We start from the raw sequence: 23,165 nt of genomic DNA on the forward strand, positions 1-23,165 counted from the left end.
CTCGCCTGCGTTCACCCCTCACTCGTCCTATCCTCACTTCAGGTGAATGCCCCGACATTCCCAAAGGCATCGACTTTGATCGCAAAACCACAAGGCCGAGAGGACATGGCCAGCAGCATTGCTCACGCTGCCTCCCTTGGCGATCGCGGTTGCGGCTTTTCGGGAGCTGTGTTTTGCGGTGTCGAACAACACTCCTCGTGACAGAGCTTGTCACTCCTGTAGCTCGCCAAGGCGTGGAGGGAGCACTGCACGAGATCCCGTTTCGCTACATCCGAGGCAGGCGCTGCATCCAGCCATTTCAGCGCCACCTCGACCAATTCGATCGCGCGATCCCTGTTACCGGTCTCGTAATAGTACTGAGCGACCGCCCCGTACGAGAGGAACTTCGCGCCCTCGCTGCCTTGGGGCGGATTCGCCGCCAGGATGTGTTCGGAGAGGTCCCTGCCCATGGCAAAGCGCTCGGCATGTGGGAAACCGGAGTAGTCTTTCGCGGGGTCGAAGAGTTGGCGGATGGCCACGCTCATCCAAACCACGGATTTCTTGTCGATCGCATCGCGAACCAATTGGCGCAATACCGCCAGGCCCGCCCGCATGTCGCGTATCTTGTGAAGCAACAGTTCCGCATGAAGCCCACGGAAGGTGACATCGTCCGGCATCGCAGCGAGTGCCTCCTCAACCCCTGAAAGGGCTGCCGCCCAATCCTTACTATTCATGGCGGCTTCAAGTCTGGCAAAGATCGGCTCCACCAGCGCTCGCTTCTGCGATAGTTCGCGCTTTCTGCGTCGACCCGTAGTTATCCTCTCCGCATCCAGGGCTTTGGCTTCGTCGCTCACTGCCCAGGAGCCGTTCAGAACTTTGGGCAACGCGTTATCGAGTTGCGTCGGATGGCCGATAAAGGCGAAGCGGCCGTCACGATCGACCACGAATGACGAGGGAATCCCGACAGAAAAGCAGGGATCCATCCAAAGCTTGTTCATTTCGCCGGAGTAGTCGAATGCGATCGCGAAGTTCAGATTTGGCAAGCTCTTCGTCAACCAAGCGTCCAAGCTGGCTCGCGCTTCATCTGCCGTCGAAGCTTGTTCGTGAGCCGCGATGCCTACCACCTCAACTCCGTTGCTCCTGTATTTGCTTTGCAGGATCACCAAATTCGACATCGAGGCGATACATGGTCCGCACCACGTCGCCCAAAACTCGATGATGTATACTTTCCCAGGTTCGAACGTTGTAACGGGATGGCCACGTAGCCAGTCCTCAACTTTGATGGAGGGAGCCGGCGAACCGACTCTCAGCACATTCTCCGCACCGACTTGACTTGCGCTCTCAGTCAGACTGGTCATTGCTCAAATTCGCTTTACCTGGCTCTGCGGAGAACAATAGCAAGTCGCATGCCAGCCATCGCTCATTGGTATTTACGCATTTTTCGTATCATTCCTGTCGACCTTGCGACGCTCGTCGCATATCCGACCAGCTGTTTGGAGCTTCTCAGGCAATCAGTCGGCCGGACGTTCTTGACGCGCCTGTAGACCGACGAGGCGGGAAGCCATGCAGAAGGCCGAGTTCACCACTCCACATCTTGATCGGTTTCCAGGATAACCATTTCGGCGCTCGGGATCGCGACGTGAACTGACCTGCTTTGGCCCGTCGACTTGCGCTTGACGGCGATCTCAGATTTCCATTTCAACTCTATGAGCCAAGGGGCGATGAACCAGACCAGGGCGACCAGCTGCAGCACAACATTGATACTGAACGCCGTCTGATACGCGATTGAGGGGTAGTGTCCGTCCTTTGCCGGCCATTGCTCGAGAATTAACCCCGTCCCGTATTGGACGAGGAAAGCCCACCCGAAATGCAGAACGTTGAGCACGCCGTTTGCGCGCGCGATCAATTGAGCTGGAAAGTAATCTCCGATGATCGCGTAGCTGAGGACGATTGCTGATCCGACCATCGCCACAATGATCCACGACGGTAGCGACAGGAATGGCGGATGCAATATCAGCGCGAGTTCGGCTGCAATGAACACAGCAGCTATGATTGCGAGCAACGTTTCAATGTCCTTGCCATGCCGGCGCAACGAATCGGCGACCACGCCGAGCAGCAATGCGCCAATGCTTAGGGCTATCGCCATGACGAGTAATTGTGTGACAAGGCTTGTTCGGTCCAACCCTTCCACATCGCTCAGCCAGGACGCTGCCCACAAGGACTGCAGGGCCCACGCGGACCCGATACATGTTGAAGAAATCGGCGCAATTCTCCAGAACCGTCCATCCGTATAGACGGTCTTCAGGCTGACCGTCTCTGGAGGGCTCTTCGCAGTTGCCTCATGCTCTGGAACCAAAAAATAGATCGAAGCGGCCGCGGAGGCACTGGATGCGGCAAGCAGCTCAAATAGACCGCGCCAGCCTATCCAGTTAAGCAATGCCTCGGCTGGTGCAGTTGCCGTTACCGCGCCCAATGCACCCAGCATGATCATACAGCCGTTGACGAGCGCCACGCGCTCTCTCGGAAACCAGAGCACGACTGTTTTCAGGCCAGACATGAGGGAAGCTGCGGTGCCAAATGCTATCATCGCGCGAGCAACCAGAAGCGACAGAAGTCCACTCGATAATCCGAAAAGCGCAGCGCCTGCGGCAGCCAGCAGCAAGAGCGCACCCTGGACTCGGCGCGGACCGAAGCGATCCAAGAGCATGCCCATCGGAATCTGGCTGCCGGTAACGACCAGAAAGTAGATCGAGCCCAACAGCCCCAAATCGGCCGTACCAAGCTCCAATTCAGAGGCGAGGCGGCCACAAATGAGCGTGTTGATCATCCGAAACAGGTAGGAAAGATAATATCCCGCGGCAAAGGGAAGGAACACGCAAGAGATGATCCGCCAGCTCCAACCCCGGTTGACCGGCTTCTCGCCTGATATCAGCCCAGCGGCATCGCTGCGCGTGTTGCTCGGAACGCGGCCACTGGCTTTAACACAAGGCGTTTGGCAGCTGTCGAAAGTTGATATTGCTGCCGCCCTCCTCGGCGACAGCACACGCTTCTGAGTTTTTACCTACGACGGCCACACAGTGGGGTTCTTCTTCAACTGGCGCTCGTGGAACGGCTCGTGACGCTCCGCCGCCCATTTCAGACCCGGATCGGCTGGAATTTCCCGAGCGATCAATTGCCTCCTGCAGCAAGGGCCGGCCAAACCGTACGCGACGATCGACCTGCTCGGCAAACGCCTTGAAGCGCTCGAGCCCGAGTACGCACGCCTCGTCCTGCTTGGATAGCGGCATCGGCGGCGTCAGCGTGAGGTGGTATCGCGCATGGAGAGCCACTATTTCCGCGATCATCGCGATGTCCGTCCGCAGACTGAGCACCTGCTCCCTCGTTCGCTCGATCGCCTCGTAAACAAGTCCCTCTATAGGCGGCGCCGGATCCAGGAAGCGCTCAAGAGCCGCTTCGACGACGAGGCTCTTGCCCATACCAGGGCGGTCAGTCGCGGCTTGGAGTCGCTGGAAAATGCACTCAGAAAGTTGACTCGTCATCTTTCTGGTCTGCTGAGCTTCGCTTGGACTCGGCTGCGCGTCCACCTCAGCTTCATTCCGACTTGAGCTCGGTTCTCCCCGGCGCTCGCCGCTAATCTGCATACTCCAGCTTCCTTCTCTCTGCGACTGCACACCGCCCGCGCTTGCACGCGCGGGGTCTGGATGTTCGGTCGAAACGGATGAATCGCCTGCGATGACGCACGACAAAAGGGCCGAGACCGCATGCCGCTTCAACCGCGGGGACATTCTGGTCGCAGTCTGGCGTACCGAAAGAAAGAAACGGCGGACTCCTAAAGATCAGCGCCAGACGTCTCGTAGCCTCTTGTCCCTCTAGACAGTCAGGTCGCCGACAGACGAGCGATTTCGCGGACGGTGCGTGCACCCTTACTTGAAATCGACAAAGTTACCGGTCCAAAAAAAGAAGCGCAGGCGCAATCTAGTACCCACTTTTCTTGGAACGTGAGTCGTGATTCAAGATATGGATGATCCCCGAAGCAAGAGAAGTCCGCCTTTCGCGGAAAGATCGCACGGTGCTTGAGGCGTGTTGTCGCTCGCCGGTGACGTTGCAGCGCGATTTGAAGCGGGCGCGGATAGTTCTGTTGGCGGCGGACGGGCGCAGCACCCGCTCGATCGCCAAAGAAGTCGGAGTCCAGCCGCGGATTGTCAGCCTTTGGCGACACCGCTATGCCGATCATGGCCTTGAAGGACTGCACGACAAGCCGCGGCCCGGCAAGCAGCCGATTTATACGAAGGCCACCGACAAGCGGATTCTGAAGCTGCTGGATAAGCCGCCGCCGCAAGGGTTTGCGCGCTGGACCGGGCCTCTGCTGGCCGAGGCGCTGGGCAATGTTGACGTCCAATATGTCTGGCGGTTCCTGCGCAGCCACAAGATTGACCTCGCGGCTCGCAAGTCCTGGTGCGAGAGCAACGATCCGAACTTTACGGCCAAAGCCGCCGATGTTGTTGGCCTCTACGTCGCCCCGCCCGCGAAGGCCATTGTGCTATGCGTGGACGAGAAGCCCTCGATCCAGGCTTTAGAGCGAGCGCAGGGTTATCTGAAGTTGCCCAATGGCCGCGCCTTGACCGGCCAGAGCCACGATTATAAGCGGCATGGCACTACGACATTGTTTGCGGCGCTCGAAGTCGCCACCGGAAAGATCATCGCGGCTCATTCAAAACGCCGTCGCCGCGTCGAGTTCCTCGACTTCATGAACGGCGTTATCGCGGCCTTTCCGGGCCGAAGGCTTCACGTCATCCTCGACAACCTCAACACCCACAAGAAAAACGAGCACTGGCTCAAGGCCCACCCCAACGTGCAATTTCATTTCACGCCGACAAGCGCGTCCTGGCTCAATCAGGTCGAGGTCTGGTTCTCGATCTTGCAGGGGCAGTCACTTAGCGGCTCCTCCTTCACAAGTCTCAAGCAGCTTCAGGAACACATCGATGCCTACGTCAACGCGTACAATGACAAAGCCGAGCCCTTCGTCTGGACCAAGAAAAAGGTTCGTCAACGCCCCTTCAAAGGCCGCCGTATCACTCAGCTCTGATTCCGGGTACTAGATGGCGCCCTCGCGCCCCCGACGTCGCGAACGACCCCCGCGGACGCACCGGCGTTATTCCCTGTGGGGGTGATGCGCCTCATAAGAAGCGCACCAGCTCATGCGCGCGACCAAATACACCTGCGCCTCACCGATTTCCGGCATGCATCACCAGCGTGCGATAGGACTTACAACCGTTCGCGTGTCGCGCGTCGAGCCCGGTCCACGGCTGTTGAAACGTATCTGCAGGCCCAGTGCGACCACTCACTTGTCAGGAGGCCTCAGGGGAACTGTCGGCCGCACTGGCAGGCGGGTGGATCGCGCAGCGGGTCCCCCTCGCTATGGCTGCAGACGTAGCGCTCGTTCTGCCCGTCCTCGCTAGCCAGGAGATTCATCGGCCCCCCGCACTCCGGGCATCGCTTCCGGATCCGATGGAGGACTGACATGTGAATTGCCCCAGCGACGGCGAGCTTACTTGCGCCAGATCGGCTGCTACAGGCTCGTCGCAGAACATTCTGCGAAAGGCCCACCCTGCTCACCCGCCTTGACGTCGGAGCCGTCGATGTACTTAAGTGCAATCCTGGTAGCGTTGAGTGAGGGCACATCATGGATGTCGAGTTCTACAGGAGCTTTGCACAGCGGGCCCGCGATCTGGCCGATAAGGCCGACCCGTTCACGCGAAAGCGGCTTCTGGTGCTGACCGAGAAATACGATGCCAAGCTCGGCAAACCTTCGCCGGCCAGCCGCAATCTTCAACGCACGCTGCCGCTGTCCCGCACCGTGCCAGCCGTGAGCGCCATCTCCGATGCTGGCGAAGCTTGACGAAGAGCGCCGGCAGCGAGGTCGAGCAGCGGCAACAAGCATCACCCCTCCAAGGCGCTGGATTTTCCAGGGACGATACACGAACTACACCGGGAAAGGATGCGCACCCAAACCGGAGTGAGCATGCCGGATGTCACCCGTCGACCGCCCTCACCGCACTGCGGTCGCCGAGCAGCTTGCCGGTGGAGGCATTCACGAAATGGACCGAGGAGCATGCCGGACAAACGACCGGCAGATGAGTATCGGGACCGATCTACTCCAGCCCTGTCAGCAGTTGCTGCACGTTCATGCCCGTGCGCGGGCACCTGAAAAGTACTGATTGCTCCATCCGGCCAGCATAGGCCTGGATACTGCGCCCTGAAACTGCGGTTGTTTACTGAGACCGTGCCGGCGCCTTCCGGAGCACCGTGCGGCGGCAGTTATGAATCTTCATCGCGTCTGGAGGCTGGGTCCAGGACACAGTTTTTCGTATTCTTTGGCCCAGTTCTCAAGCCGCGGGGCTGGGTCCGGATCGTTGAGCGCGAGCGTGGGCACCTTCTCGGCGAGTAATCTGGTTTTATCGTCCTCCATGAAATTCCTAACCCGAATGGGCGCTCGTGTTGCGCAGGATGCTGGATGCCCTTGCATGGAGATCACCGTAGCTTGAGTGCGCGTTCACCTTCAGCCGCCAGCTTCCCCGGCGAGGATCGCCTGGACCTGATCCCACCGCCGCTGGGCGCCACTCGGGAAAGACCTGCCATGACGAGCCGTCTCGAGCTGACGATGTGGCCTCCCGATATGAGCGGATCCTCATCGGGGCAACATCCAGTCTCGAGGCAGGGCGCTGCAAGGATGGGCGATGCGGCGGTCAGCGTAACTGTTCGAACCCCTGAAGCGAACTTGCCGCTGCAGTGATCCGGTGCGCTGTAGGCTGAAGGTCACTGGCGAGGCTCCGCAGCTGGTCATTTCTCCAATAGAGAATCGGTCTGGATCATGCCGAGCGGCCCGCATGGTCCTGCTGCAAACTAGCTCTTTCTCTTTGCGCATGTGACTCTCGGGCGATTACCTGTATCTCCGGCCGTTCCGATCGAAGCGGGGGCTCCGGCTCGGGCGGGGAGGACCATTAACTCTCAAGAGCCGTCCGCAGCACGGTCCTCGCGGTGAAGGCCGGTAGTCGCCACGCTCCTGGGAGGAACAATCCGTTCATGGACGTGCGAAGAAGGTGTCCGGTCGATCAGGAGGCTGATCAGTTCAGGGCGACTGTAGTGACCGCTTGCATCCATCACTCTCTTGCGCCCGTCGATTTCGATGAAGTCGAGATCGGCAATCACCTCTCCTTCACCTTCCTTCAGGGGCTCGCCTATCAATTGACCATCGGGGGCAACGATAGCGGTGAAGCAACCGCCCGAAATCGGAGCGATAGCAGCGCCCGTGTCGTTGGCAATTTGGGCTTGTTGGTCGGCGTTGAGCCATGCGGTTGCGCTGACGACGAAGCAGGCCGATTCAAGGGCATGCTGTCGGGTGCTCACTTCCGTTTGCTGGGAGAAAAGAGGGCCGAAGATCGAGCCGGGGTACATCGCGGAGTGGATCTGCTCGCCATCGGCAATCAAGGCGTATCTTGCCAGCGGGAGATAATGTTCCCAGCACGCAAGCTGGCCGATCCGGCCGACGGCGCTGTCTACGGCGCGAAGGCCGGCACCGTCGCCCTGGCCCCAGACCATCCGCTCATGATAGGTGGGGGTGATCTTGCGGCGACGCTGGATCAGCGTGCCGTCCGCATCGAACAGGAGCTGAGTGTTGTAGATCGATCCTCCGTCCCGCTCGTTGGCGCCCACGGAAACGACCATTTGGGCGTCCTTGGCGGCATCGCCGATCGCATGCGTCTCCGCAGAGGGTACCGTAAGGGATTGCTCAAGCAGCCTCTGATGCTCCTTGGCAAGCGTGAAGGGCGGCTGGACGAACGAGAAATACGGGTAGTAGGGAATGATGGTCTCGGGAAACGTGGCGAAACGCACCTCCTTCTTGCCCAATTCGCGAATCTTTTTGGTGATCTTCTCGACTGTCCCCTCTCGGCTGTACAACACGGGGCTGATCTGTACGGCGGCTGCCTTGACGATGTTTCTCATTCTCTTCTTCTGCTCATTGTGAGTATCCGAGCGCTGCACTGGACTGGTGTAGAGGACGACGGATGACTCTCACGGGAGGCTCTTCGAGCACATCGCCAGGGCTTCTTGGACTCAGGGCTGTGTGCGTCTGCCATCGACAGCCACGTCGATGCCGGTGATGTAGGATGAGCCGCCGAAAGCGAGGAAGCTCACGCGCCGCGATCTTCCGTGGCTTGCCGAGGTGTTTCGCGGCTATCTGCTCCAGCAGGACCGTTCCGCGGTCTTGCACGCCGGCCTCGGAAATGCCGATCTTCCTAAACAGCGGGCTTTCGATGACGTCCGAGCTCTCGGCGTTTACCCGAACGCTTCGGCGGATCAGTTGGGCGCCAAGCGCTCGCGTCAAGTTGCAGAGTGCGGCCTTGGATGCCGATACGGCCGATGTTCCCGCGATTCCGACCTGATCGGACAAAGAAGCCGTGAAGCCGATCGCGTTTAGGTTGCGCGCGAGAGGCAACGCGTTCTGAACATTGAAATAGGATCTAGGGAAATCGACGCTTACGACGTCAAAGCTCTGCTGCGTTGTTTCCGCGAGCGAGCCGAGTTTCGCGATTTCGGCATTGGCATCGAAATGGGCTATAATAGTTTCGCGCATTCCTTCGAATCGGGATAGCCAGCGCGAAAAGCGGCAATAGCCAAGCCTCGCTGTCCGGATAGCTGCGCAATGCCCTGCAGGACTTTGGCTCATGTCGCGTTTTCCGCATCGCTTGGCTTATGCATTGAGGGATAAGGCTTTCTGCTTCCTGTGTCGGTAGTCGCGTCGGCTATTGCCTTGGTCGAATCATGCGCAATCATGTAGTATGTGGTGAAGTGGCCGCTCTTGCTGGCGATCTTACCCTTCTTGCGAGTGACGTTGCCCTTCTCACGTTTGGTAATCAGCTTCATCTCGCACCGCTTGGCGATCAGGGGCATCGGGACAAGCTTCCATCCCGTGGCCTTGCGCAACTCTGCTTGTGTAACGCCGTCTTGTCGTGAGGCGAGAGAGCGGATCAGATTGATCTTGGTGTGAGGATGCTTGGCCATCGTCGCCATCCGGGGGAATTGGGCCTCATTCAAACGGCTCCAAGCCAATGTGCTTCTCGTGGCCCAGTTGTCCCTTCCATCGAAAGGAGACGATCTAGTTCCGTTCCTTTGGAATTGTGGAAACATATTGCAGGCGGTCTCAGGCGTTGCCTGATCGCAATCTGACGTACGGATAACGTCGCACCAGTTTGCTGAAGTGTGGGGCAGTGCAAGTTCTCGCATTTTTCGACAGGATGTTCGCATAGTAAGACCGTACAACGTGGATTGCTAACACAGAGGACCTGCGATGCAATTCGCAAAAACTGGTAGGGCAACCATTGAGAAGACCTTCCAGAACTCTGGAGAGGCTTCCGCTTGCTCAAGCAAGCAGCGTTACTCCATTGAGCGGCAGCTCGGATGGAGGCCGGACCTCGTCTCAACTCGCTTCAGATTTCAGCATTCATGTCATGCGGCCTGCTACGCCTCAGATATCTGCTGTCGGTCCCGACCTAACGCGCTCGCTCCGTTCGATTTGGCCCTATCGTTGTTTGCGGCCGAAATGTACTCGGCGCGAGCACCCTCGCAAATTCCCTTGTAGTCCTGCATCGTCCGCCCGCTCCGGCGGTTGTTGAATTACTCTGGAATTGCGGCGTTCGAATCGAAGCTCACCTCTTTCAGAACGCTTGATCCGCTGGAAAGCCTTCGGCCAAGCGCTTCAACGAATCGATCATAACGTTCGGCGCCTTTGGCGCGAGCGGCTGGACTGGATTGTTCTGGTAATGCCGGCACCGATGTCAACCAGAAGCGAATGAACAGGGCGAGCGTCTCGAGCGTGATGCTGTCATTGCGTTCGAGACGCTCGAGCAGCCGTGCGATCCGATCCAGCCGCTTGGCAATAGCCGCCTCCCGTTGGTCGGAATCGTCAGGCGAAAGAAATGACGCGATCGCGGCCTCTGCGACCAGCGACTTGGGCTGGCCACGACGCTCCGCGAAGACATCAAGAGTCCTGAATGTCTGCGGATCAAGGTAGATACTGAGCTGAACCTTTTTCACCGATTTGTCCCACTCAGAGGTCCATGCCATCGTCAGGGTCGAGGCTGGTCGCGCGCGCTAATCCCTGCATTACGCGGCTTAGCGCTTGTGCCTGGACCGCATCTGCGTCGGGCTCATCGGGACCAGCATCGAACTCATGTTCCGCGAGCGGTGCCTTGATTTCGATCTCCTCGTGCTGCGGCAATTCTGGCTCGCGCCGCAGCCCCCCATTCGGATCGCCACGCTTTCGCTGCCGAGGCGCAAGCAGTTCGATCGAGGGCGCAGGGCTTGGGTGCCCTGACCAGTCCTCATCCGGGCGCGAGGACAAGAGAATTGTTCCTGTTCTAGCGGGCCTGAAGATTCGCCTCTGAAATTGCGGGTCCTCATAGTAACGAACCTTGGTGGCACGCAGCGGGTGGAGGCCCGACACCATCACAATCGCCTCTTTCGATGAGAGCTGCATGACTTCGCCGGGCGTCAGGAGCGGACGGGACGTCTCTTGGCGGCTCACCATCAAGTGTCCAAGCCAGGGGCTTAAGCGATGCCCGGCATAGTTTTTCATGGCGCGCAGTTCGGTCGCGGTCCCCAGCGCATCCGAGACGCGCTTAGCGGTGCGCTCATCATTCGTGGAGAAGGCGATCCGGATGTGACAATTGTCGAGGATCGCGTGGTTCGGCCCATAGGCGCGTTCTAATTGATTCAAGCTCTGAGTGATCAGGAAACTGCGAATGCCATAGCCCGCCATGAAGGCAAGCTGGCTCTCGAAAAAATCGAGGCGGCCAAGGGCTGCAAACTCGTCCAGCATCAGGAGGAGCTTTTGACGGCGCCGGTCGGGATCCAGGCTCTCGGTCAGGCGCCGTCCGATCTGATTGAGGATGAGCCGCATCAGGGGTTTTGTGCGGACGATGTCGGATGGCGGCACGACGAGATAGAGTGAAACGGGCTGCGGTCTATCGACGAGATCGCGAATGCGCCAATCGCTCCGCGCGGTGACCTTAGCGACGACCGGATCGCGATAAAGGCCCAAGAAGCTCATTGTGGTCGACAGCACGCCCGACCGCTCGTTCTCGCTCTTGTTGAGCAGCTCTCGCGCAGCTGAAGCGACGACGGGATGAACGCGATCACCCAGATGAGGAGTCGCAAGCATCGCATTCAGTGTGGCCTCGATCGGGCGGCACGGGTCCGAAAGGAATCTGGCAACCCCGGCAAGTGTCTTGTCAGCTTCAGCGTAGAGGACATGCAGGATAGCGCCGACGAGCAGAGAATGGCTGGTTTTTTCCCAATGATTGCGCCGCTCGAGCGCCCCTTCGGGATCGACCAGGATATCCGCGACATTTTGCGCGTCTCGTACTTCGCAATCACCACGGCGAATCTCAAGAAGGGGATTGTAGGCGGCGCTTGCCGCGTTTGTCGGGTCGAACAAGAGTACATCTCCAAGGTGCGCGCGCCACCCCGAGGTCAACTGGAAATTCTCGCCCTTGATATCGTGGACGATCACCGAACGCGGCCAGGTCAAAAGAGTCGGAACGACCAGGCCGACGCCCTTGCCCGAACGGGTAGGCGCAAAGCAGAGCACGTGCTCAGGCCCGTCATGGCGAAGATATCGACCATCGAAACGCCCGAGCACAAGGCCATCGTTGCCTAGCAACCCCGCCCGTTTGACCTCGCGCGTATCGGCCCAACGCGCTGATCCGTAAGTCGTGACATCGCGAGCCTCATGCGCGCGCAAGACCGAAAGCACCATTGCTGCGGCGACTGCCGCGATCCCACCGCTCCCGGCAATGGCGCCCCCCTGGAGGAATATCGTGGGCGCGTAAGCGTCGAATTCAAACCACCAGATGAAGAAGGCAAACGGCTGGTAGACGGGCCAGGTCCCTAATCTGAACCAGGCCGGTCCAAGCTGCGGCTGGAACGCAAGCTGACAAGCGGTCCATTCGGTCGCTGCCCACACGAAGGTGAACGCGATTAGGCAAACCAGGATCACCTGATGCCAGATGATTTTTGTCGCGGACATGGCTTGCCGATATCGACACCATCGACCTGTTGGCTACAATCAGAGGCTTATGCTTCTCGTACTCGCGCGCGCCCTGGCGAAGGGATCGGCGGGTCAGATCGGCAAGCCGCGTTTGGGCCGAAAAAGATCCCTCGCGTAGAACAGGCCGCCTTAAAGCACCGTCCCAAGCAGCTTCGCGTGATAGGCGCTTGGATGATGAGACAATCAACTCGTACCGTGCTGCCGCTCGAGGCGAACCGGCCCGCCTTCGCGAAGCGAGGCTCCGGGTTATAGATGCCCGGAAGGCTAGCTCGCGTCTGCCCTAAGCTCTCCGTCAAGTGCGCGCGATCAAGAGAGAGTGCGGCGTGCCACAACGCGTTATCGATGAGGCGGGCGTTCCCGGATTAAATCGGCGGGAGGCGGGGCTCGCGGAGTACAAGAATCATGCGGGGAGCGTCCCGGCAGGAGCTTGTTTCCGATGGGACGACACTGCCGGGCCGACGGTCATCTAGATATTCCTGCGCATCGGTATCGAGCGAGTCCTCCTCCAGCCGGTCGCCTGTTGGTGCCCTTGGCCAGCCAGATTCTTGGATGTTGTACGTCAGCTGTTGCGGTCTCTCTGGAAACCGGGACAGGCGAACTGGCGTTTGCCAAATCTTCATTGCGCGAATCGAGTTGCACTTCTGCTATCCGCTGTCAAAGCCGGCTTGTGGGCTCGGAGCTCTCCGATTGCTCGCCGGCCTGCCTACGCGGATAACCTCGCGCGAATGCCTCCGGATCAAAATCGAGCAGGTTGAAATCGTTATTCGCCCGCTCGATGACACGCCCACAACTGGGTCCAGCAAACTGGACTCTGGTGGTCGGTGCGCGAAGCGCCGGGGTCTTCTGCAGAGCATCTGACCATCGGCATCCGAGACCAGCACGCAAGGAAGTATCGTCACCGCCATCATGCCACAGCCAGACACCTTCCGATGACTTAAAGATCGAAGGCCCCATGCCGTTTCCGCTACACGGGATGGCCATCTAGATTCGAAGGGTTCTGCTGTGCGATTTAGCCGTTGAGAATCTCAGCGACCTAAGGGTGAACGGCGCTTTTTTCCACACAGCTGCGTCCAGTCGATGATCGAACGCCACCAAGGTCGAGCGAACCCGGAGGCGAAGAAGAGATAGTTCCAGAACGGTGGACCCTCCATTCGCTATTCGCTGCTCACTATCGCTCCTCTCCCATTTTTCCGCCTCGAGCAATCCACGCGAGGCAACCAAGTCTTCCCTGCCCTGCAATTGGGCGCAGTGCAGCGCCAGGACCTCAGGTCAGAGCGATAGGCCCCGCTTGCGGCCGAAGTCCCAGTCGACGCTGCCTGGACCGGCGATGCCGCTGACCTGTTTTCCCAACTCCCGCTCGAGCGAAGGCGACCAGGGCACAAGCTGAAAGCCGAGGCCGTTGTCGATCATCGCGAAGCGCCCCGAGGCCAGTGACAGGCGTCGACGATAAACCCCCGAAATCTGCTCACCTACATCAGATGACAAGTGCGGACGCCCCGTTTCCTCCATGAGACGTCGTGTGACGACGTCGAGTTCGCGATCGCGGAGGGTTTCGATCAGGTTGCGGCGTAGCCGGACCTTGTTGCCATCGCGCTGGGCGAGCCCTTGGTCGGCCAAAACATCGATGCGCCGTTCAAGTGCTGCACGAACCTCCGCGCCAAACGCATTGCGCGAGAGCTCGGCAGGATCTCGTGCAACGAGCTGCCGGTCTAGCCACGTTGCACCATCCGCCGCGACCTGCTGGTCCAGAACGAGCTCCGAGCGAACCGCGAGCGCAATCCGTGTTCGACCACGGGCGTCCGCAAACCGGCGCAGTTCCACAATCCCACCGATCGGCCCATCGCCGGCCGCCTCGACGTCAGAAAGCTTCACGTGATGCACGCGCCCGTCAATCCCATCGACAATGGCAAAGGCTGTGCCCTTCAGCTCGTCATCAAGCCCGCGCGCGATGAGACGGCCAACGATCGGTTCGCCATGAGTTTCGCCCTCGAGTGCCCAGGATGCCGGGGTGCGGCTGGCGCCGTCCCGCGTGAGGGTTTTGTGCAGCCGCTTGATGATGTCACCGCGCTCGCCAAGCGCGCGCAACCTCGCCTCCGCATCGGCTGCCAGAACCCAGACCGCGGGGCCCCCAGGTTCCGCCAAGCCGAGCCGCTCGAGCGTCCGCATCCGCCCAATCCGAATTTCCCGCAATGGATCGCGCCCGGCCTCCCGCTCGAACCTCAAATCGATAACGCCGTCCGCCGTCCCCGCTTCCCGGGCAAGCGTCCGATCGAGCCTGGTCCAGCGTTCGGCTGTCGTGTCCGCCTCAAGGCTCTGGCGGATCTCGAGCTCCGAACGAGGGCCAAGTTCGCGCGTGACAAGGTCGCTGGCGCGGGCGCGTAAGCCCATAGCGATATAATCGCGGCTGATGACGAGGTCGGCACCGTCATCGGTACGGCCCCGCACGAGGATGTGAATGTGCGGATGCTCGGTATTCCAATGGTCGACCGCGACCCAGTCAAGCCGTGTGCCAAGGTCGCGCGAGGCTTGGTCCATCAGCTCCCGGGTGAAGCTACGCAGGCTGGCAAGTTCACCGTAAGCGTAGCGCTGCGGCCCTTTCGATTGGCGCTTGACGCCTATTTTGATCGCAGCTTGTGCCGTCTTGGCTTCCAAATTCCGGACAATGCGTTGACGGCGGCCTCGAGCGCCTTCCGGTCGACGACGTCGGGATCGAACTGTTCGGGCCCCCAGAGGCGCATACATTCGTGCTCTGGATGTGCGGGGTCGCTGATGGCATCGAGGTATTCGACATAGCCGGGCGCACCGCCGACGTCCTCCGGAGGACAACGACCGGCGGCCTCGAGCAGGAGGGGAAGTCCCTCTGTCGTCGTGTTGTCGAACCATTTTTCAAGCTTGATCACATGATCCCAGCTGTCGCCGAAGTCATAGAGATAACGGATCGTCTTGGCGCCGGTCTCTTGAACGATATTGGAGAGCCGCGTCTTGCGGGCATCGATAGGCTGGGGGCCAAAATCACCGTCGGGATCAGGGATGCCCCAACGCTCTTCGCCAGCATGGAACTCGAAGAGGTGGCTATTTGTCCAGCCAAATGCCGCCTGAAGCGTCAAATGCAGCCGATCAAGGCGCAGGGTGACAGGTACGACAAGGCGACGCATCACTTCCGGTTTCACGTCCTTGAGGGTCACTCTGATCCGGACAGCGGTCGTGTTGAGGCTCATGCTGCCAACCTTGGATCGTGAGCATGCATCATGTAAGTCGATGCCCAGGGAAGCAGCTCATCCAGTTGTGACGCAGGCCAACCATTGACAAGCTTCGCGAGGACGTCGGAGAGCCAGCGCTCTGCACTGACGCCATTAAGCTTACAGGTCTCGATTAACGAAGCTAGTAACGCCCAACTCTCGGCCCCCTCGTCACAGCCGGCAAAAAGGGAGTTCTTGGCGTTGAGCTTGATCGGCCGCATCGCGCGCTCGACCGCATTCGTGTCCATCTCGATGCGCCCATCATCAAGGTAGAGCGTCAGGCCGTCCCAATGACGCAGCGCATAACGCAAAGCCTTCGCCGTGTCGCTCTTCTGTGCAAGGTGATCAAACTGCGCCTCAAACCACTGCTTCAAGGCTGCGGTTAAAGGCCGGGCATGCGCTTGTCGGCCTGCGCGGCGCTCAGCATCAGATCGGCCACGTAGTACTTTCTCGACCGCGTAGAGTTGGGCGATGCGCTTGAGGGCCTCGCGGGCAACCGGAGCCGGTGCCGGAGAGGCCTCGCGCTCGATCTTCACAAACTGGCGTCGCAGATGCGACCAGCAGAAGGCAAGCGTCGCGGACAGTGCGTCCGAACGCGTCTCTCGGGTCATGGTCTTGTAAGCCTCATAGCCATCGCAATGGATGATGCCGCGATAGCCCTCAAGCAGCCGCAAGCCATGAACGGCCCCACGGCCCGGTGCATAGGCGTAAACCACGCCAGGTGGGTCAGGTCCGGCCCAAGGCCTGTCATCACGCGAGAGCGCCCAGAAGTAGCCGGTTTTGGTTCTGCCGCGCCCCGGATCCAACACCGGCGCCGGGGTCTCATCGACACAGAGCTTCGAGGAGGCGAGCAGAAGCTCTCGCAGACGATGCCACAAGGGCTTCAATTCCTGGGCGGCATAGCCGACCCAGAAGGCGAGCGTGGAACGGTCGATGGCGATACCGTGCGTCGCCAGCATCTGCGCCTGGCGATAGAGCGGCAAATGCCAATGATACTTGGCGTCGATCACTTGTGCGACGAGCCGCTCGGTGGGCAATCCACCCCTGATCAGTCGCTCGGGAGCGGCGTGCTGGAGGACAACACCGTGACAGGCGCGGCAGGCCAGTTTGGGCCGGCGGGTCACAATCACCCGGTATTGCACCGGAACGACGTCGAGCCTCTGACTCTCATCGCGACCAATCTCAACGAGATCGCCTTTGCAGGAGGGGCAGCAGGTTTCAGCCGGCATCAGGGTTTCGATGATGCGGGGCAAATGCTCCGGCAGCTTGCCACGATTGGCCCTGTGCTTGGCAGTTCTCTTCTCGCAGGTTCTGGGATTGGCGCGATCTTCGGCTGCTTCGAGAGCCGCGACGGCCTCTTCGATGTCTTCTAGAACAAGCTGAAGTTGATCAGCGTCCAGCTTTTCCGACGATCGACCGAACTGCGCATCTTTCGCAAGCTTTAGCAATCGCTCGAGCCTGGCGCAGCGATCCAGCAGAGCCGCGGCAAAGACACGCAACTCGGCTGGATCGGTCGGCAGCTCATCAGGCAAATCACTCATTGGCCCGAGTCTGCCATGCTTCGCGCCTCGATGCAGCGAAGATTTTATTCCCTACGCAAGTGCTTTCGGTTGCGGGATTCTAGGTGCGTGCATGCGTGTCCAATCCATGCCGGCCAGAAGCGCGGACAACTGCGCGGCATTCATGCGCATCATGCCGGCCACGATGGGAGGCCATTTGAAGCCGCTGCTATCGAGCCGCTTCCAGTACATCACCAGGCCGGTGCCATCCCAGACGACAATCTTCACTCGATCGGCGCGCTTCGCCCGGAAGACCACCGCCACACCCTTCATCGGGTCTTGGCCCAGCGTCTCCTTCGCCAAGAGCGCCAAGCCATCCGCACCCTTTCTGAAGTCCACAGGTTGGGTCGCAACGTAAATCGTGAGGCCCGCGGGTGGCGTCAGCATGAACGTGTCCGTCGCAGAGCCGTGAACACGTCACTTAGCACCCCAAGGCCAGGCGTCCCGCGTACCTCTACCCGTGCACCCTGGAACTCGACCATAACAACAGCTGCTTCCGCCGATACGGAGGGCTCCGCAGCCGCGGGTAGCGACGATTCCGACACCAAAGGCACAAACGATAAGGTATCCGCCGAAGCCGGCAGCACCAACTGGCCCAAACGCGCTCGGCGCCGCCAGTCATGCACCTGCTGGGGCCGGCAGCCATGGCGGCGGGCGACATCTGTGACAATCGCGCCCCGCTCGAAGCTTTCCGCGGCAATCTGTGCCTTCAAATCGTCCGGCCAGCGCTTTCGACCTGCACCAGTATACACTTCGATACGCGGCGACGGTCGTCTTATGTCGTCCGAATGGTCGTCCATTGTGAGCACCCTTGCAGAAGATGACTCTTCTAACGGTGCTCCCAAGACAGCGCACAAACAATCTGAACGGCCGCGGCGCTACGCTTACAGTTCACCAGCATCATCAGGCGAGACAATGAACCTAAAATGATGGCGGTCACCCTCGCAACGCGTGACGAAGGCGCGACCGTCCGCATCATCCCCCGCAGCGTCGAATAGTTTGCCCGGAGCGCCGCCGCGTGTGACTCCGTCGCGCTGCAGGTAACCGATATGGTTGCGCAACGCGCCCGGCGAACGCATCCGCCGCACCACCCGCGCCTTGACCATAGCGCCGCGGCCGCGGGCGTTGAGGAGCCGTGCCGCAGCGATGCTCGCGGCGCGGCCGCGTCCAAACTTACGGCCGTGGCCATCCTTGCCTCGCGAGAGGCCGCCGGCCTTCTGAGCGGCTGTGAGTACCTGCGCCAGAAATGGTTTTGTCCGGGGCGCGCGCGTGGAACGGATACGGCCGGGACGGATCCGAAGATCATCGTCGCGCGTCATTCCGGCCGCCGCAAGGCATCGAAAACCGTGTAAGAACAGCGCCTTGGGGAAGGCTGAACTTTGCTCCGAGTCGCCGCAATGTTTAGTCGATCATTGAAATCGGTACACTTTCTCGCACAACCGACCGGCCGCACCTTGCGGCTTTTATCCTGCCCTCGGCGGTCGGCTCCCCCCTGCTTCCTCCCGGCCATTCTCAAACATGCGCGAACCTTCGAGGCCATGCGACCAAATCCGATTTCTGTCATGGAGACTGCACCTTGATTGATCGATGCCAAAACAGCCCCGTCGCGCGAGGTACAAGTGCACTGGCAACAGCTTTAGGCGCTGCCTTCGACGAATTCATTGTGCGCACTCCTGATGCAAAGTTGTCGGCAGCGGACGAGCTGCCAGATCGCTCAACAAAAACTGGAGCTTGCTGCCACAGGACGACGTGTCTGGCGGCCGAACCACGGCTGTTGCGTTGCTCAACTCCGATCAATGCTGCGAGTCTGGCTACATAGGTTTGCGTTTCTTCTGGAAGCGATCGACCTGTCGCCAAATGCTCGTCATACCGCTTCGGTCCCGCATTGTAGGCTGCAAGAAACCCTCCCCATCCGAACCGGTCGAGCATCTCGCGGATGTACGCTGCCCCAGCTATAATATTGTCGTGCGGATCAAACGGATCGATACCGAGATCGTGACGAGCGCTCAGTTCGACCCAGGTCGCGGGCTTGATTTGCATCAGCCCGAGCGCTCCTCGAGGCGATATGGCGTGCGCATTACCGCCACTTTCGACCTGCATCACGGCATCGATCCAACGCTCCGGGATCGCGAACCGGTTGGAGGCTTCGGTCACGAACGCGGCGTATGCAACGCTACGAAGCAGGGTTATGGAGTGCGCAGGCCGCGATGCGACCTCCGCTCTGGCGCTCGAGGGCGGTCCGAACGTCAGCAGAATTCCCAAAAAGCAAGCAGTGGCCCCACATCGCATTGTGCGGACTGCCGCCAAATATAAAGTTTCTCCCAGCCGGCCTTGAGGCCGCCTGATCCTGGGCCAATGCGCGCCGATTCTCAAGAAGCTGGCCGAGACGGAGGAACGATGTTGCGCCCGGCCGTATGGAGAAATGACAGGCCAACAGGGGAGAGCCGGCATTGTCACTTCTCTCTGGTCCACACCGGGAGCGCTCGCCCAATAACGGCCGATCTCGGCAGGGGTCCGAAATATCGGCCGTCTAGCGAGTCCGCCGACTGCCAGTTCATGAGAAACACTTCGCCCTCAGCAATGACCCGGCAGCCCTGCCAGACCGGCAACGGCCGGCCGCGACGATCGCGCTCACTTGCCTCACCCATGTGTATGCTGTCGACGATGATTGCGAGGCCCGTTCTGCAGACGGTTTGGCCGGGCAGCGCCAGCACACGCTTGAGCATTGGAAGGCCGCTTGGCAAATAGCCGTTGAGATCGAGAAAAGTCGCGAGCGGGTCTGGCGTTCGAACCGCCACGAGCTCAGTGACGTACAATGGTCCGGCCTCTTGCAAGCGATAGACCCCGATCGGCACGCTGTCCGAGGCATTCCAGATGTACAATGGTGAGGTGTTGTTGACTGGCCAGAGCGCGAGCATTGTGGCCCCACACATCGCAAGAATGTTCCCCAACCGTCCCATCAGAGTGCCATCCTGTGCCGATGGAGCCACGCCTGGTGGCGTGCACGGGTATAAGCTCGTGGCTTTTCGTTGACAGAAAGACGGTTGTGGGCGTGATGCCAATACGCGGGGGCTGCATCGGCAGGATCGATGCCTAGTGACTCTACGGAGTCGATCAACTGGAGAACGCGTTCGACCTTTGGCCAACCAGCTAATCGCAGCAGGCTTTCGCCGCCGGGGCTGACCCAAGGCACGGTTGAGTATCGCTGGCCTGGCGCGACGGCGCGTAAAATGTCGATCCGAGACAGGATGGTTCCGAAGTCGTTGGACGTCCAGCGCACGAACGCGAAGATGCTGCCGGGCAAAAACGAGAGAATGCGCCGGTGATGAACGATCTTCTCTGATGCAGGTTTACCGAACCGGATTCGATTTTCGATGCGCTTCTCGAGCCACAATAGCTCAACAGTTGTGAGGTCGCTCACCTGACTGCTCCATATTGTTGAGGGGGACTTTGGACGTGCCGAGAATGGCTATCACCGGCGCATCGTGCGAGAAGCCTTTGCGATCGGCAGGACGGCTGTAATGACGCTTCGATGGATCGTGGTCGTCGAAGGCTTGCAGCAATCCTGCTGCAAAGGACCACATCGGCGAGGCTCCAATTCGTTAGAAGGAATCGAAAGCACTGCAGGTTTTCCGAGGTAGTGACTTGTGTCCCCTCGCCGGCCGGATTGCGGACATGTTGCTTCGCGACAATCCGGGAACGGAACGGGCGGCGCGTTCCGGCGGAGAATGGTAGAGACGAACGACGGAATCTTATGCAGGGCTCGACGTGTCGCTGCAGGCAACGAACGTTTGCGTGGTGGACGGCGACGATAACGTCGTCCAGGAAGCGACACTCGAGACCGATCCGGACGCGATCGAACTGTTCCTGGCGAAATGGGGAATCCACCTCAAGCGCGTCGGCCTGGAAGCGTTCTCGTACAGCGCCTGGCTGTTCACGGCGCTTTCCGAAAAGGCCCGCGCCGTGATCTGCCTCGAGAGCCGGCACGCCAAGGCGGCGCTGAACGCGATGCTGAACAAGACCGACCGTAACGCCAAAGGCATTGCGCAGATGATGCGGACTGGTTGGTTCCGTACGGTTCATGTCAAGTCGGAGAGCGCACAGCCGCTGCGCGCGCCGCTGGTCGGGCGCAAGGCGATGCGCGGCAAGATGCTGGGCATGGAGAACATGATCCGCGGCCTGTTGCGCTCGTTCGGCCTCAATGTCGGCGAGATCTCGGTCGGCCGTTTTGACGCGCGGGTGCACGAGATCATGGCCGGAAAGAGAGAATTGGAAGCGATCGTCGCCCCGCTGTTCGACGCCCGCAACGCCATGCGGCTGCAGCTGACAAAACTGCACCGCCTGCCGGTGGTGGCTGCGCGCAGCGACAGCGCGGTGCGACGGATGATGACGGTGCCCCCGGTCGGCGCGCTCGGAGTGACGTTTCGCGCCACCGTCGATGATCCGGCGAGATTCAAGAAGTCGACCAATGTTGGCGCCCCTTTCCGGCTGACGACGCGGCGCTATCAATCCGGCCAGACCGACCGGATCGGCAGCATCTTCAAATGCGGCGATGAGCTGACGCGAGCGATCCCGTAGGAGGCGGCGATCGCGATCCTCACGCGCATTCCGAAGAGTTTTAAGGTGCGGCTGTGGGGCCTGCGGCTGGCCAGGAAGAAGGGGCTGAAGCGCGCGGCGACCGCGGTGGCGCGCGCGCTCGCCGTGCTGCTGCACAAGATCTGGATCGATGGCACGACCTTCCGGTTTGGCGCGGGCGTGAAGCGCGGCCGGCTCGCTGCGGTGGCCTGAGGATCTCCGCGACCCGGCCGTTTCCACGAGCGGCTTCTTCCGCCACGGCGGAGCGGCGTCTCCCAACCAGACGGGGATTTGGGTGAGATCGCTACTTTTGCTGCCAGCGGCTTCATGCACACTTTTGAAGCCATCAAGCACGGCGCTGGTTGGCCTGACCGCCCATTCTCCAGATTCCGGCATGTGGTAGCGGCCGTGCCAACCACGGACCTTAGCGAGTTCTCCTCGACGAGCGAGCTGGCGCAACGGAAACGAACGAGCGTAACGCGGTGGTGACAACGATGCTGCTGATCGCGTGATTTTGCGCGCGATCGCGTCCGCGCGCGTGCGCTCGTGACAAGAATCGCATTGCAGGAAGGTCTTGCGCGTGAGAGAGTAAGCGCATGAGGCATCCTCGTTGCCCGCGCGGCTAACTTGTTCACAACGCACTGATTCACAACAAGACGTTAGTGTCACTACGTTAGTAAAGTTAAGAGAGCTGGAAAGATTGGCGTCGCAGTGTTTTAGGTGCGATTTCGGTCCTCGGTAGCACGCGGATCGGGTCCCCGATGGCACGAGTCTTCCAGTCCCTGATAACACGAGCGAATTCACAGCTTATCCCCCGCAGGGCTGCTAAGGCCACGCTTTCGCAATCGCCGCGTAGGCGGGTCGATCTGGACGGGTGCGAAATTCAATCGTTCTTCGCCATTCAGGTCGTGTGTGATAGCCAGCCGATAGCCCGGCAAGGTCTGATGATGCACGATTCGGCGCAGGTCGTAGGCGAAGTGCTTCAGCGGCGCGAGGCTCCCGGACTTGGCATGCAAGTGCACGAGCCCGAAGCTCCAACCGCTATGCTGATGATCCCCGTGCTCGCGGACGAGGCGATAGAGCCAACGTTCCAGTCCAGCGGTCAGATCGAAATACGCGCGGTCAATGGTCAGCACGAGCGATTCGTTTAGAACGCCCGTGTAGAACCAATCGGGTAAGATCAACTCAATCCCACGGGCATGCCCGTGCACATCGCTTGTGTGTTTCCATTCGTTTATCCAGGAGAAGCGATGCCGCGACCGTTCTGTCGGTTGCCGGATTGAGGTCATGACGCTGGTTGATTGCAAACGGTCGAGCGCAGCCTTGAGGCGGTCGTAGTCGCGTACGCTAGTGCCGCGGCCGACGAAGGTCAGGATCTCATAGGGGGTGGTGGACATCAGGCGCGAGGTTTTCAACCCGGCATCACGGGCCTGGACAATCTGTGCGGCAGCCAAAATCAGAACGTCCGCGTCCCAGATCGTGGCCAGGCCATGTTCCGGCACCGCTTCGACACGGATGGTGATGGTGCCTGCGCGGAAGTCGATCGGGACGATCCGCTTCGACTTTGCTAGCGAAAAGAACGGATACGCCATCAAGCCTTGCGCGTCCCGTGCAGCGAGATCGCCAGGAAGCGCGCGAAACAGATCGAGTTGGTCGCGCTCTGACCGCCGCCTCCCGGATACAGTTGAGTTGCTGTCGGGCAAA

23 protein-coding genes are annotated in these 23,165 nt (G+C 60.1%); 4 read left to right on the forward strand and 19 right to left on the reverse strand.

Annotation, left to right across the window (positions count from 1 at the left end; all coding sequences use genetic code 11):
• Window positions 1-122: 122 nt before the first annotated feature.
• The 3 genes from IVB23_RS15270 to IVB23_RS15280 form a co-directional block, all read right to left on the reverse strand.
• Window positions 123-1,337: a TlpA disulfide reductase family protein gene (locus IVB23_RS15270; protein ID WP_247804058.1), complete on the reverse strand. Its 1,215-nt coding sequence runs from the start codon at window positions 1,335-1,337 to the stop codon at window positions 123-125.
• 221 nt (window positions 1,338-1,558) lie between these two features.
• A complete protein-coding gene (locus IVB23_RS15275) occupies window positions 1,559-2,806 on the reverse strand; it encodes an MFS transporter (RefSeq protein ID WP_247319974.1) in 1,248 nt (415 codons plus the stop codon).
• Window positions 2,807-2,957: 151 nt separating this feature from the next.
• The gene (locus tag IVB23_RS15280) at window positions 2,958-3,518 is read right to left on the reverse strand and encodes a hypothetical protein (protein WP_247804059.1); all 561 of its coding nucleotides are present in this window, start codon (window positions 3,516-3,518) and stop codon (window positions 2,958-2,960) included.
• 482 nt (window positions 3,519-4,000) lie between these two features.
• Between IVB23_RS15280 and IVB23_RS15285 the strand changes: the two genes are divergently transcribed.
• Window positions 4,001-5,065, forward strand: a complete 1,065-nt coding sequence (locus IVB23_RS15285; protein WP_247803844.1) for an IS630 family transposase — start codon at window positions 4,001-4,003, stop codon at window positions 5,063-5,065.
• A gap of 597 nt (window positions 5,066-5,662) precedes the next feature.
• On the forward strand, window positions 5,663-5,878 hold the full coding sequence (locus IVB23_RS15290) for a hypothetical protein (RefSeq protein ID WP_247804060.1): 216 nt from the start codon (window positions 5,663-5,665) through the stop codon (window positions 5,876-5,878).
• Between the two features lie 1,109 nt (window positions 5,879-6,987).
• On the opposite strand, the gene IVB23_RS15295 is transcribed toward IVB23_RS15290, so the two are convergent.
• The 15 genes from IVB23_RS15295 to IVB23_RS15365 form a co-directional block, all read right to left on the reverse strand.
• Window positions 6,988-7,983: a nitrilase-related carbon-nitrogen hydrolase gene (locus IVB23_RS15295; protein WP_247804061.1), complete on the reverse strand. Its 996-nt coding sequence runs from the start codon at window positions 7,981-7,983 to the stop codon at window positions 6,988-6,990.
• 13 nt (window positions 7,984-7,996) lie between these two features.
• Entirely contained in the window at window positions 7,997-8,614 is a 618-nt protein-coding gene (locus tag IVB23_RS15300; protein WP_247804062.1) for an SDR family oxidoreductase, read from the reverse strand.
• A gap of 89 nt (window positions 8,615-8,703) precedes the next feature.
• Window positions 8,704-9,042: a hypothetical protein gene (locus IVB23_RS15305; RefSeq protein ID WP_247804063.1), complete on the reverse strand. Its 339-nt coding sequence runs from the start codon at window positions 9,040-9,042 to the stop codon at window positions 8,704-8,706.
• 612 nt (window positions 9,043-9,654) lie between these two features.
• Window positions 9,655-10,074, reverse strand: coding sequence for a CopG family transcriptional regulator (locus tag IVB23_RS15310; protein ID WP_247804064.1), 420 nt, complete (start codon window positions 10,072-10,074; stop codon window positions 9,655-9,657).
• A gap of 13 nt (window positions 10,075-10,087) precedes the next feature.
• Window positions 10,088-12,067 (reverse strand): conjugal transfer protein TraG, encoded by a 1,980-nt coding sequence (locus IVB23_RS15315; protein ID WP_247804066.1) that lies wholly within the window; start codon window positions 12,065-12,067, stop codon window positions 10,088-10,090.
• Between the two features lie 1,290 nt (window positions 12,068-13,357).
• Window positions 13,358-14,740, reverse strand: coding sequence for a DUF3363 domain-containing protein (locus IVB23_RS15320; protein WP_247804067.1), 1,383 nt, complete (start codon window positions 14,738-14,740; stop codon window positions 13,358-13,360).
• On the reverse strand, window positions 14,704-15,306 hold the full coding sequence (locus IVB23_RS15325; protein ID WP_247800829.1) for a plasmid pRiA4b ORF-3 family protein: 603 nt from the start codon (window positions 15,304-15,306) through the stop codon (window positions 14,704-14,706). Before IVB23_RS15325 ends, IVB23_RS15320 begins: the two co-directional genes overlap by 37 nt.
• On the reverse strand, window positions 15,303-16,868 hold the full coding sequence (locus IVB23_RS15330; RefSeq protein ID WP_247800830.1) for an IS66 family transposase: 1,566 nt from the start codon (window positions 16,866-16,868) through the stop codon (window positions 15,303-15,305). The genes IVB23_RS15325 and IVB23_RS15330 overlap by 4 nt, the downstream gene beginning before the upstream one ends.
• A gap of 51 nt (window positions 16,869-16,919) precedes the next feature.
• On the reverse strand, window positions 16,920-17,273 hold the full coding sequence (gene tnpB, locus IVB23_RS15335; RefSeq protein ID WP_247342129.1) for an IS66 family insertion sequence element accessory protein TnpB: 354 nt from the start codon (window positions 17,271-17,273) through the stop codon (window positions 16,920-16,922).
• Window positions 17,267-17,686 carry a transposase gene (locus tag IVB23_RS15340; RefSeq protein WP_247800831.1) on the reverse strand — a complete coding sequence of 140 codons (420 nt, stop codon included), beginning with the start codon at window positions 17,684-17,686 and terminating at the stop codon, window positions 17,267-17,269. The genes tnpB and IVB23_RS15340 overlap by 7 nt, the downstream gene beginning before the upstream one ends.
• Window positions 17,687-17,770: 84 nt before the next feature.
• On the reverse strand, window positions 17,771-18,205 hold the full coding sequence (locus IVB23_RS15345; protein ID WP_247804069.1) for a hypothetical protein: 435 nt from the start codon (window positions 18,203-18,205) through the stop codon (window positions 17,771-17,773).
• A 241-nt stretch (window positions 18,206-18,446) separates the two neighbouring features.
• Window positions 18,447-19,040, reverse strand: coding sequence for a lytic transglycosylase domain-containing protein (locus IVB23_RS15350; RefSeq protein ID WP_247804070.1), 594 nt, complete (start codon window positions 19,038-19,040; stop codon window positions 18,447-18,449).
• Window positions 19,041-19,339: 299 nt separating this feature from the next.
• Window positions 19,340-19,804, reverse strand: coding sequence for a S26 family signal peptidase (locus IVB23_RS15355; protein ID WP_247804072.1), 465 nt, complete (start codon window positions 19,802-19,804; stop codon window positions 19,340-19,342).
• A gap of 41 nt (window positions 19,805-19,845) precedes the next feature.
• Window positions 19,846-20,307 carry a DUF2840 domain-containing protein gene (locus IVB23_RS15360; RefSeq protein ID WP_247804073.1) on the reverse strand — a complete coding sequence of 154 codons (462 nt, stop codon included), beginning with the start codon at window positions 20,305-20,307 and terminating at the stop codon, window positions 19,846-19,848.
• Window positions 20,285-20,470, reverse strand: coding sequence for a hypothetical protein (locus IVB23_RS15365; protein ID WP_247804075.1), 186 nt, complete (start codon window positions 20,468-20,470; stop codon window positions 20,285-20,287). The genes IVB23_RS15360 and IVB23_RS15365 overlap by 23 nt, the downstream gene beginning before the upstream one ends.
• A gap of 184 nt (window positions 20,471-20,654) precedes the next feature.
• Here IVB23_RS15365 and IVB23_RS15370 point away from each other — a divergent pair, with 184 nt between their 5' ends.
• Both IVB23_RS15370 and IVB23_RS15375 read left to right on the forward strand, forming a co-directional pair.
• A complete protein-coding gene (locus tag IVB23_RS15370; protein WP_247804077.1) occupies window positions 20,655-21,464 on the forward strand; it encodes a transposase in 810 nt (269 codons plus the stop codon).
• Between the two features lie 45 nt (window positions 21,465-21,509).
• Entirely contained in the window at window positions 21,510-21,674 is a 165-nt protein-coding gene (locus IVB23_RS15375; RefSeq protein ID WP_247804078.1) for a hypothetical protein, read from the forward strand.
• Window positions 21,675-22,261: 587 nt separating this feature from the next.
• Here IVB23_RS15375 and IVB23_RS15380 read toward each other — a convergent pair.
• Window positions 22,262-23,164 carry a replication initiator protein A gene (locus IVB23_RS15380; RefSeq protein ID WP_247804080.1) on the reverse strand — a complete coding sequence of 301 codons (903 nt, stop codon included), beginning with the start codon at window positions 23,162-23,164 and terminating at the stop codon, window positions 22,262-22,264.
• Between the last annotated feature and the right edge of the window lies 1 nt (window position 23,165).

It is taken from the genome of Bradyrhizobium sp. 191 (genome assembly GCF_023100985.1).
GTDB lineage: Bacteria > Pseudomonadota > Alphaproteobacteria > Rhizobiales > Xanthobacteraceae > Bradyrhizobium > Bradyrhizobium diversitatis.

What these genes read in the sequence shown, in the direction of transcription:
- IVB23_RS15270 (WP_247804058.1), bottom strand. Translation starts at nt 1,337, where the DNA reads ATGACCAGTCTGACTGAGAGCGCAAGTCAAGTCGGTGCGGAGAATGTG.
- IVB23_RS15275 (WP_247319974.1), bottom strand. Translation starts at nt 2,806, where the DNA reads ATGATCAACACGCTCATTTGTGGCCGCCTCGCCTCTGAATTGGAGCTT.
- IVB23_RS15280 (WP_247804059.1), bottom strand. Translation starts at nt 3,518, where the DNA reads ATGACGAGTCAACTTTCTGAGTGCATTTTCCAGCGACTCCAAGCCGCG.
- IVB23_RS15285 (WP_247803844.1), top strand. Translation starts at nt 4,001, where the DNA reads ATGATCCCCGAAGCAAGAGAAGTCCGCCTTTCGCGGAAAGATCGCACG.
- IVB23_RS15290 (WP_247804060.1), top strand. Translation starts at nt 5,663, where the DNA reads ATGGATGTCGAGTTCTACAGGAGCTTTGCACAGCGGGCCCGCGATCTG.
- IVB23_RS15295 (WP_247804061.1), bottom strand. Translation starts at nt 7,983, where the DNA reads ATGAGAAACATCGTCAAGGCAGCCGCCGTACAGATCAGCCCCGTGTTG.
- IVB23_RS15300 (WP_247804062.1), bottom strand. Translation starts at nt 8,614, where the DNA reads ATGCGCGAAACTATTATAGCCCATTTCGATGCCAATGCCGAAATCGCG.
- IVB23_RS15305 (WP_247804063.1), bottom strand. Translation starts at nt 9,042, where the DNA reads ATGGCCAAGCATCCTCACACCAAGATCAATCTGATCCGCTCTCTCGCC.
- IVB23_RS15315 (WP_247804066.1), bottom strand. Translation starts at nt 12,067, where the DNA reads ATGTCCGCGACAAAAATCATCTGGCATCAGGTGATCCTGGTTTGCCTA.
- IVB23_RS15325 (WP_247800829.1), bottom strand. Translation starts at nt 15,306, where the DNA reads ATGAGCCTCAACACGACCGCTGTCCGGATCAGAGTGACCCTCAAGGAC.
- IVB23_RS15330 (WP_247800830.1), bottom strand. Translation starts at nt 16,868, where the DNA reads ATGAGTGATTTGCCTGATGAGCTGCCGACCGATCCAGCCGAGTTGCGT.
- tnpB (WP_247342129.1), bottom strand. Translation starts at nt 17,273, where the DNA reads ATGCTGACGCCACCCGCGGGCCTCACGATTTACGTTGCGACCCAACCT.
- IVB23_RS15340 (WP_247800831.1), bottom strand. Translation starts at nt 17,686, where the DNA reads ATGGACGACCATTCGGACGACATAAGACGACCGTCGCCGCGTATCGAA.
- IVB23_RS15345 (WP_247804069.1), bottom strand. Translation starts at nt 18,205, where the DNA reads ATGACGCGCGACGATGATCTTCGGATCCGTCCCGGCCGTATCCGTTCC.
- IVB23_RS15355 (WP_247804072.1), bottom strand. Translation starts at nt 19,804, where the DNA reads ATGCTCGCGCTCTGGCCAGTCAACAACACCTCACCATTGTACATCTGG.
- IVB23_RS15365 (WP_247804075.1), bottom strand. Translation starts at nt 20,470, where the DNA reads ATGTGGTCCTTTGCAGCAGGATTGCTGCAAGCCTTCGACGACCACGAT.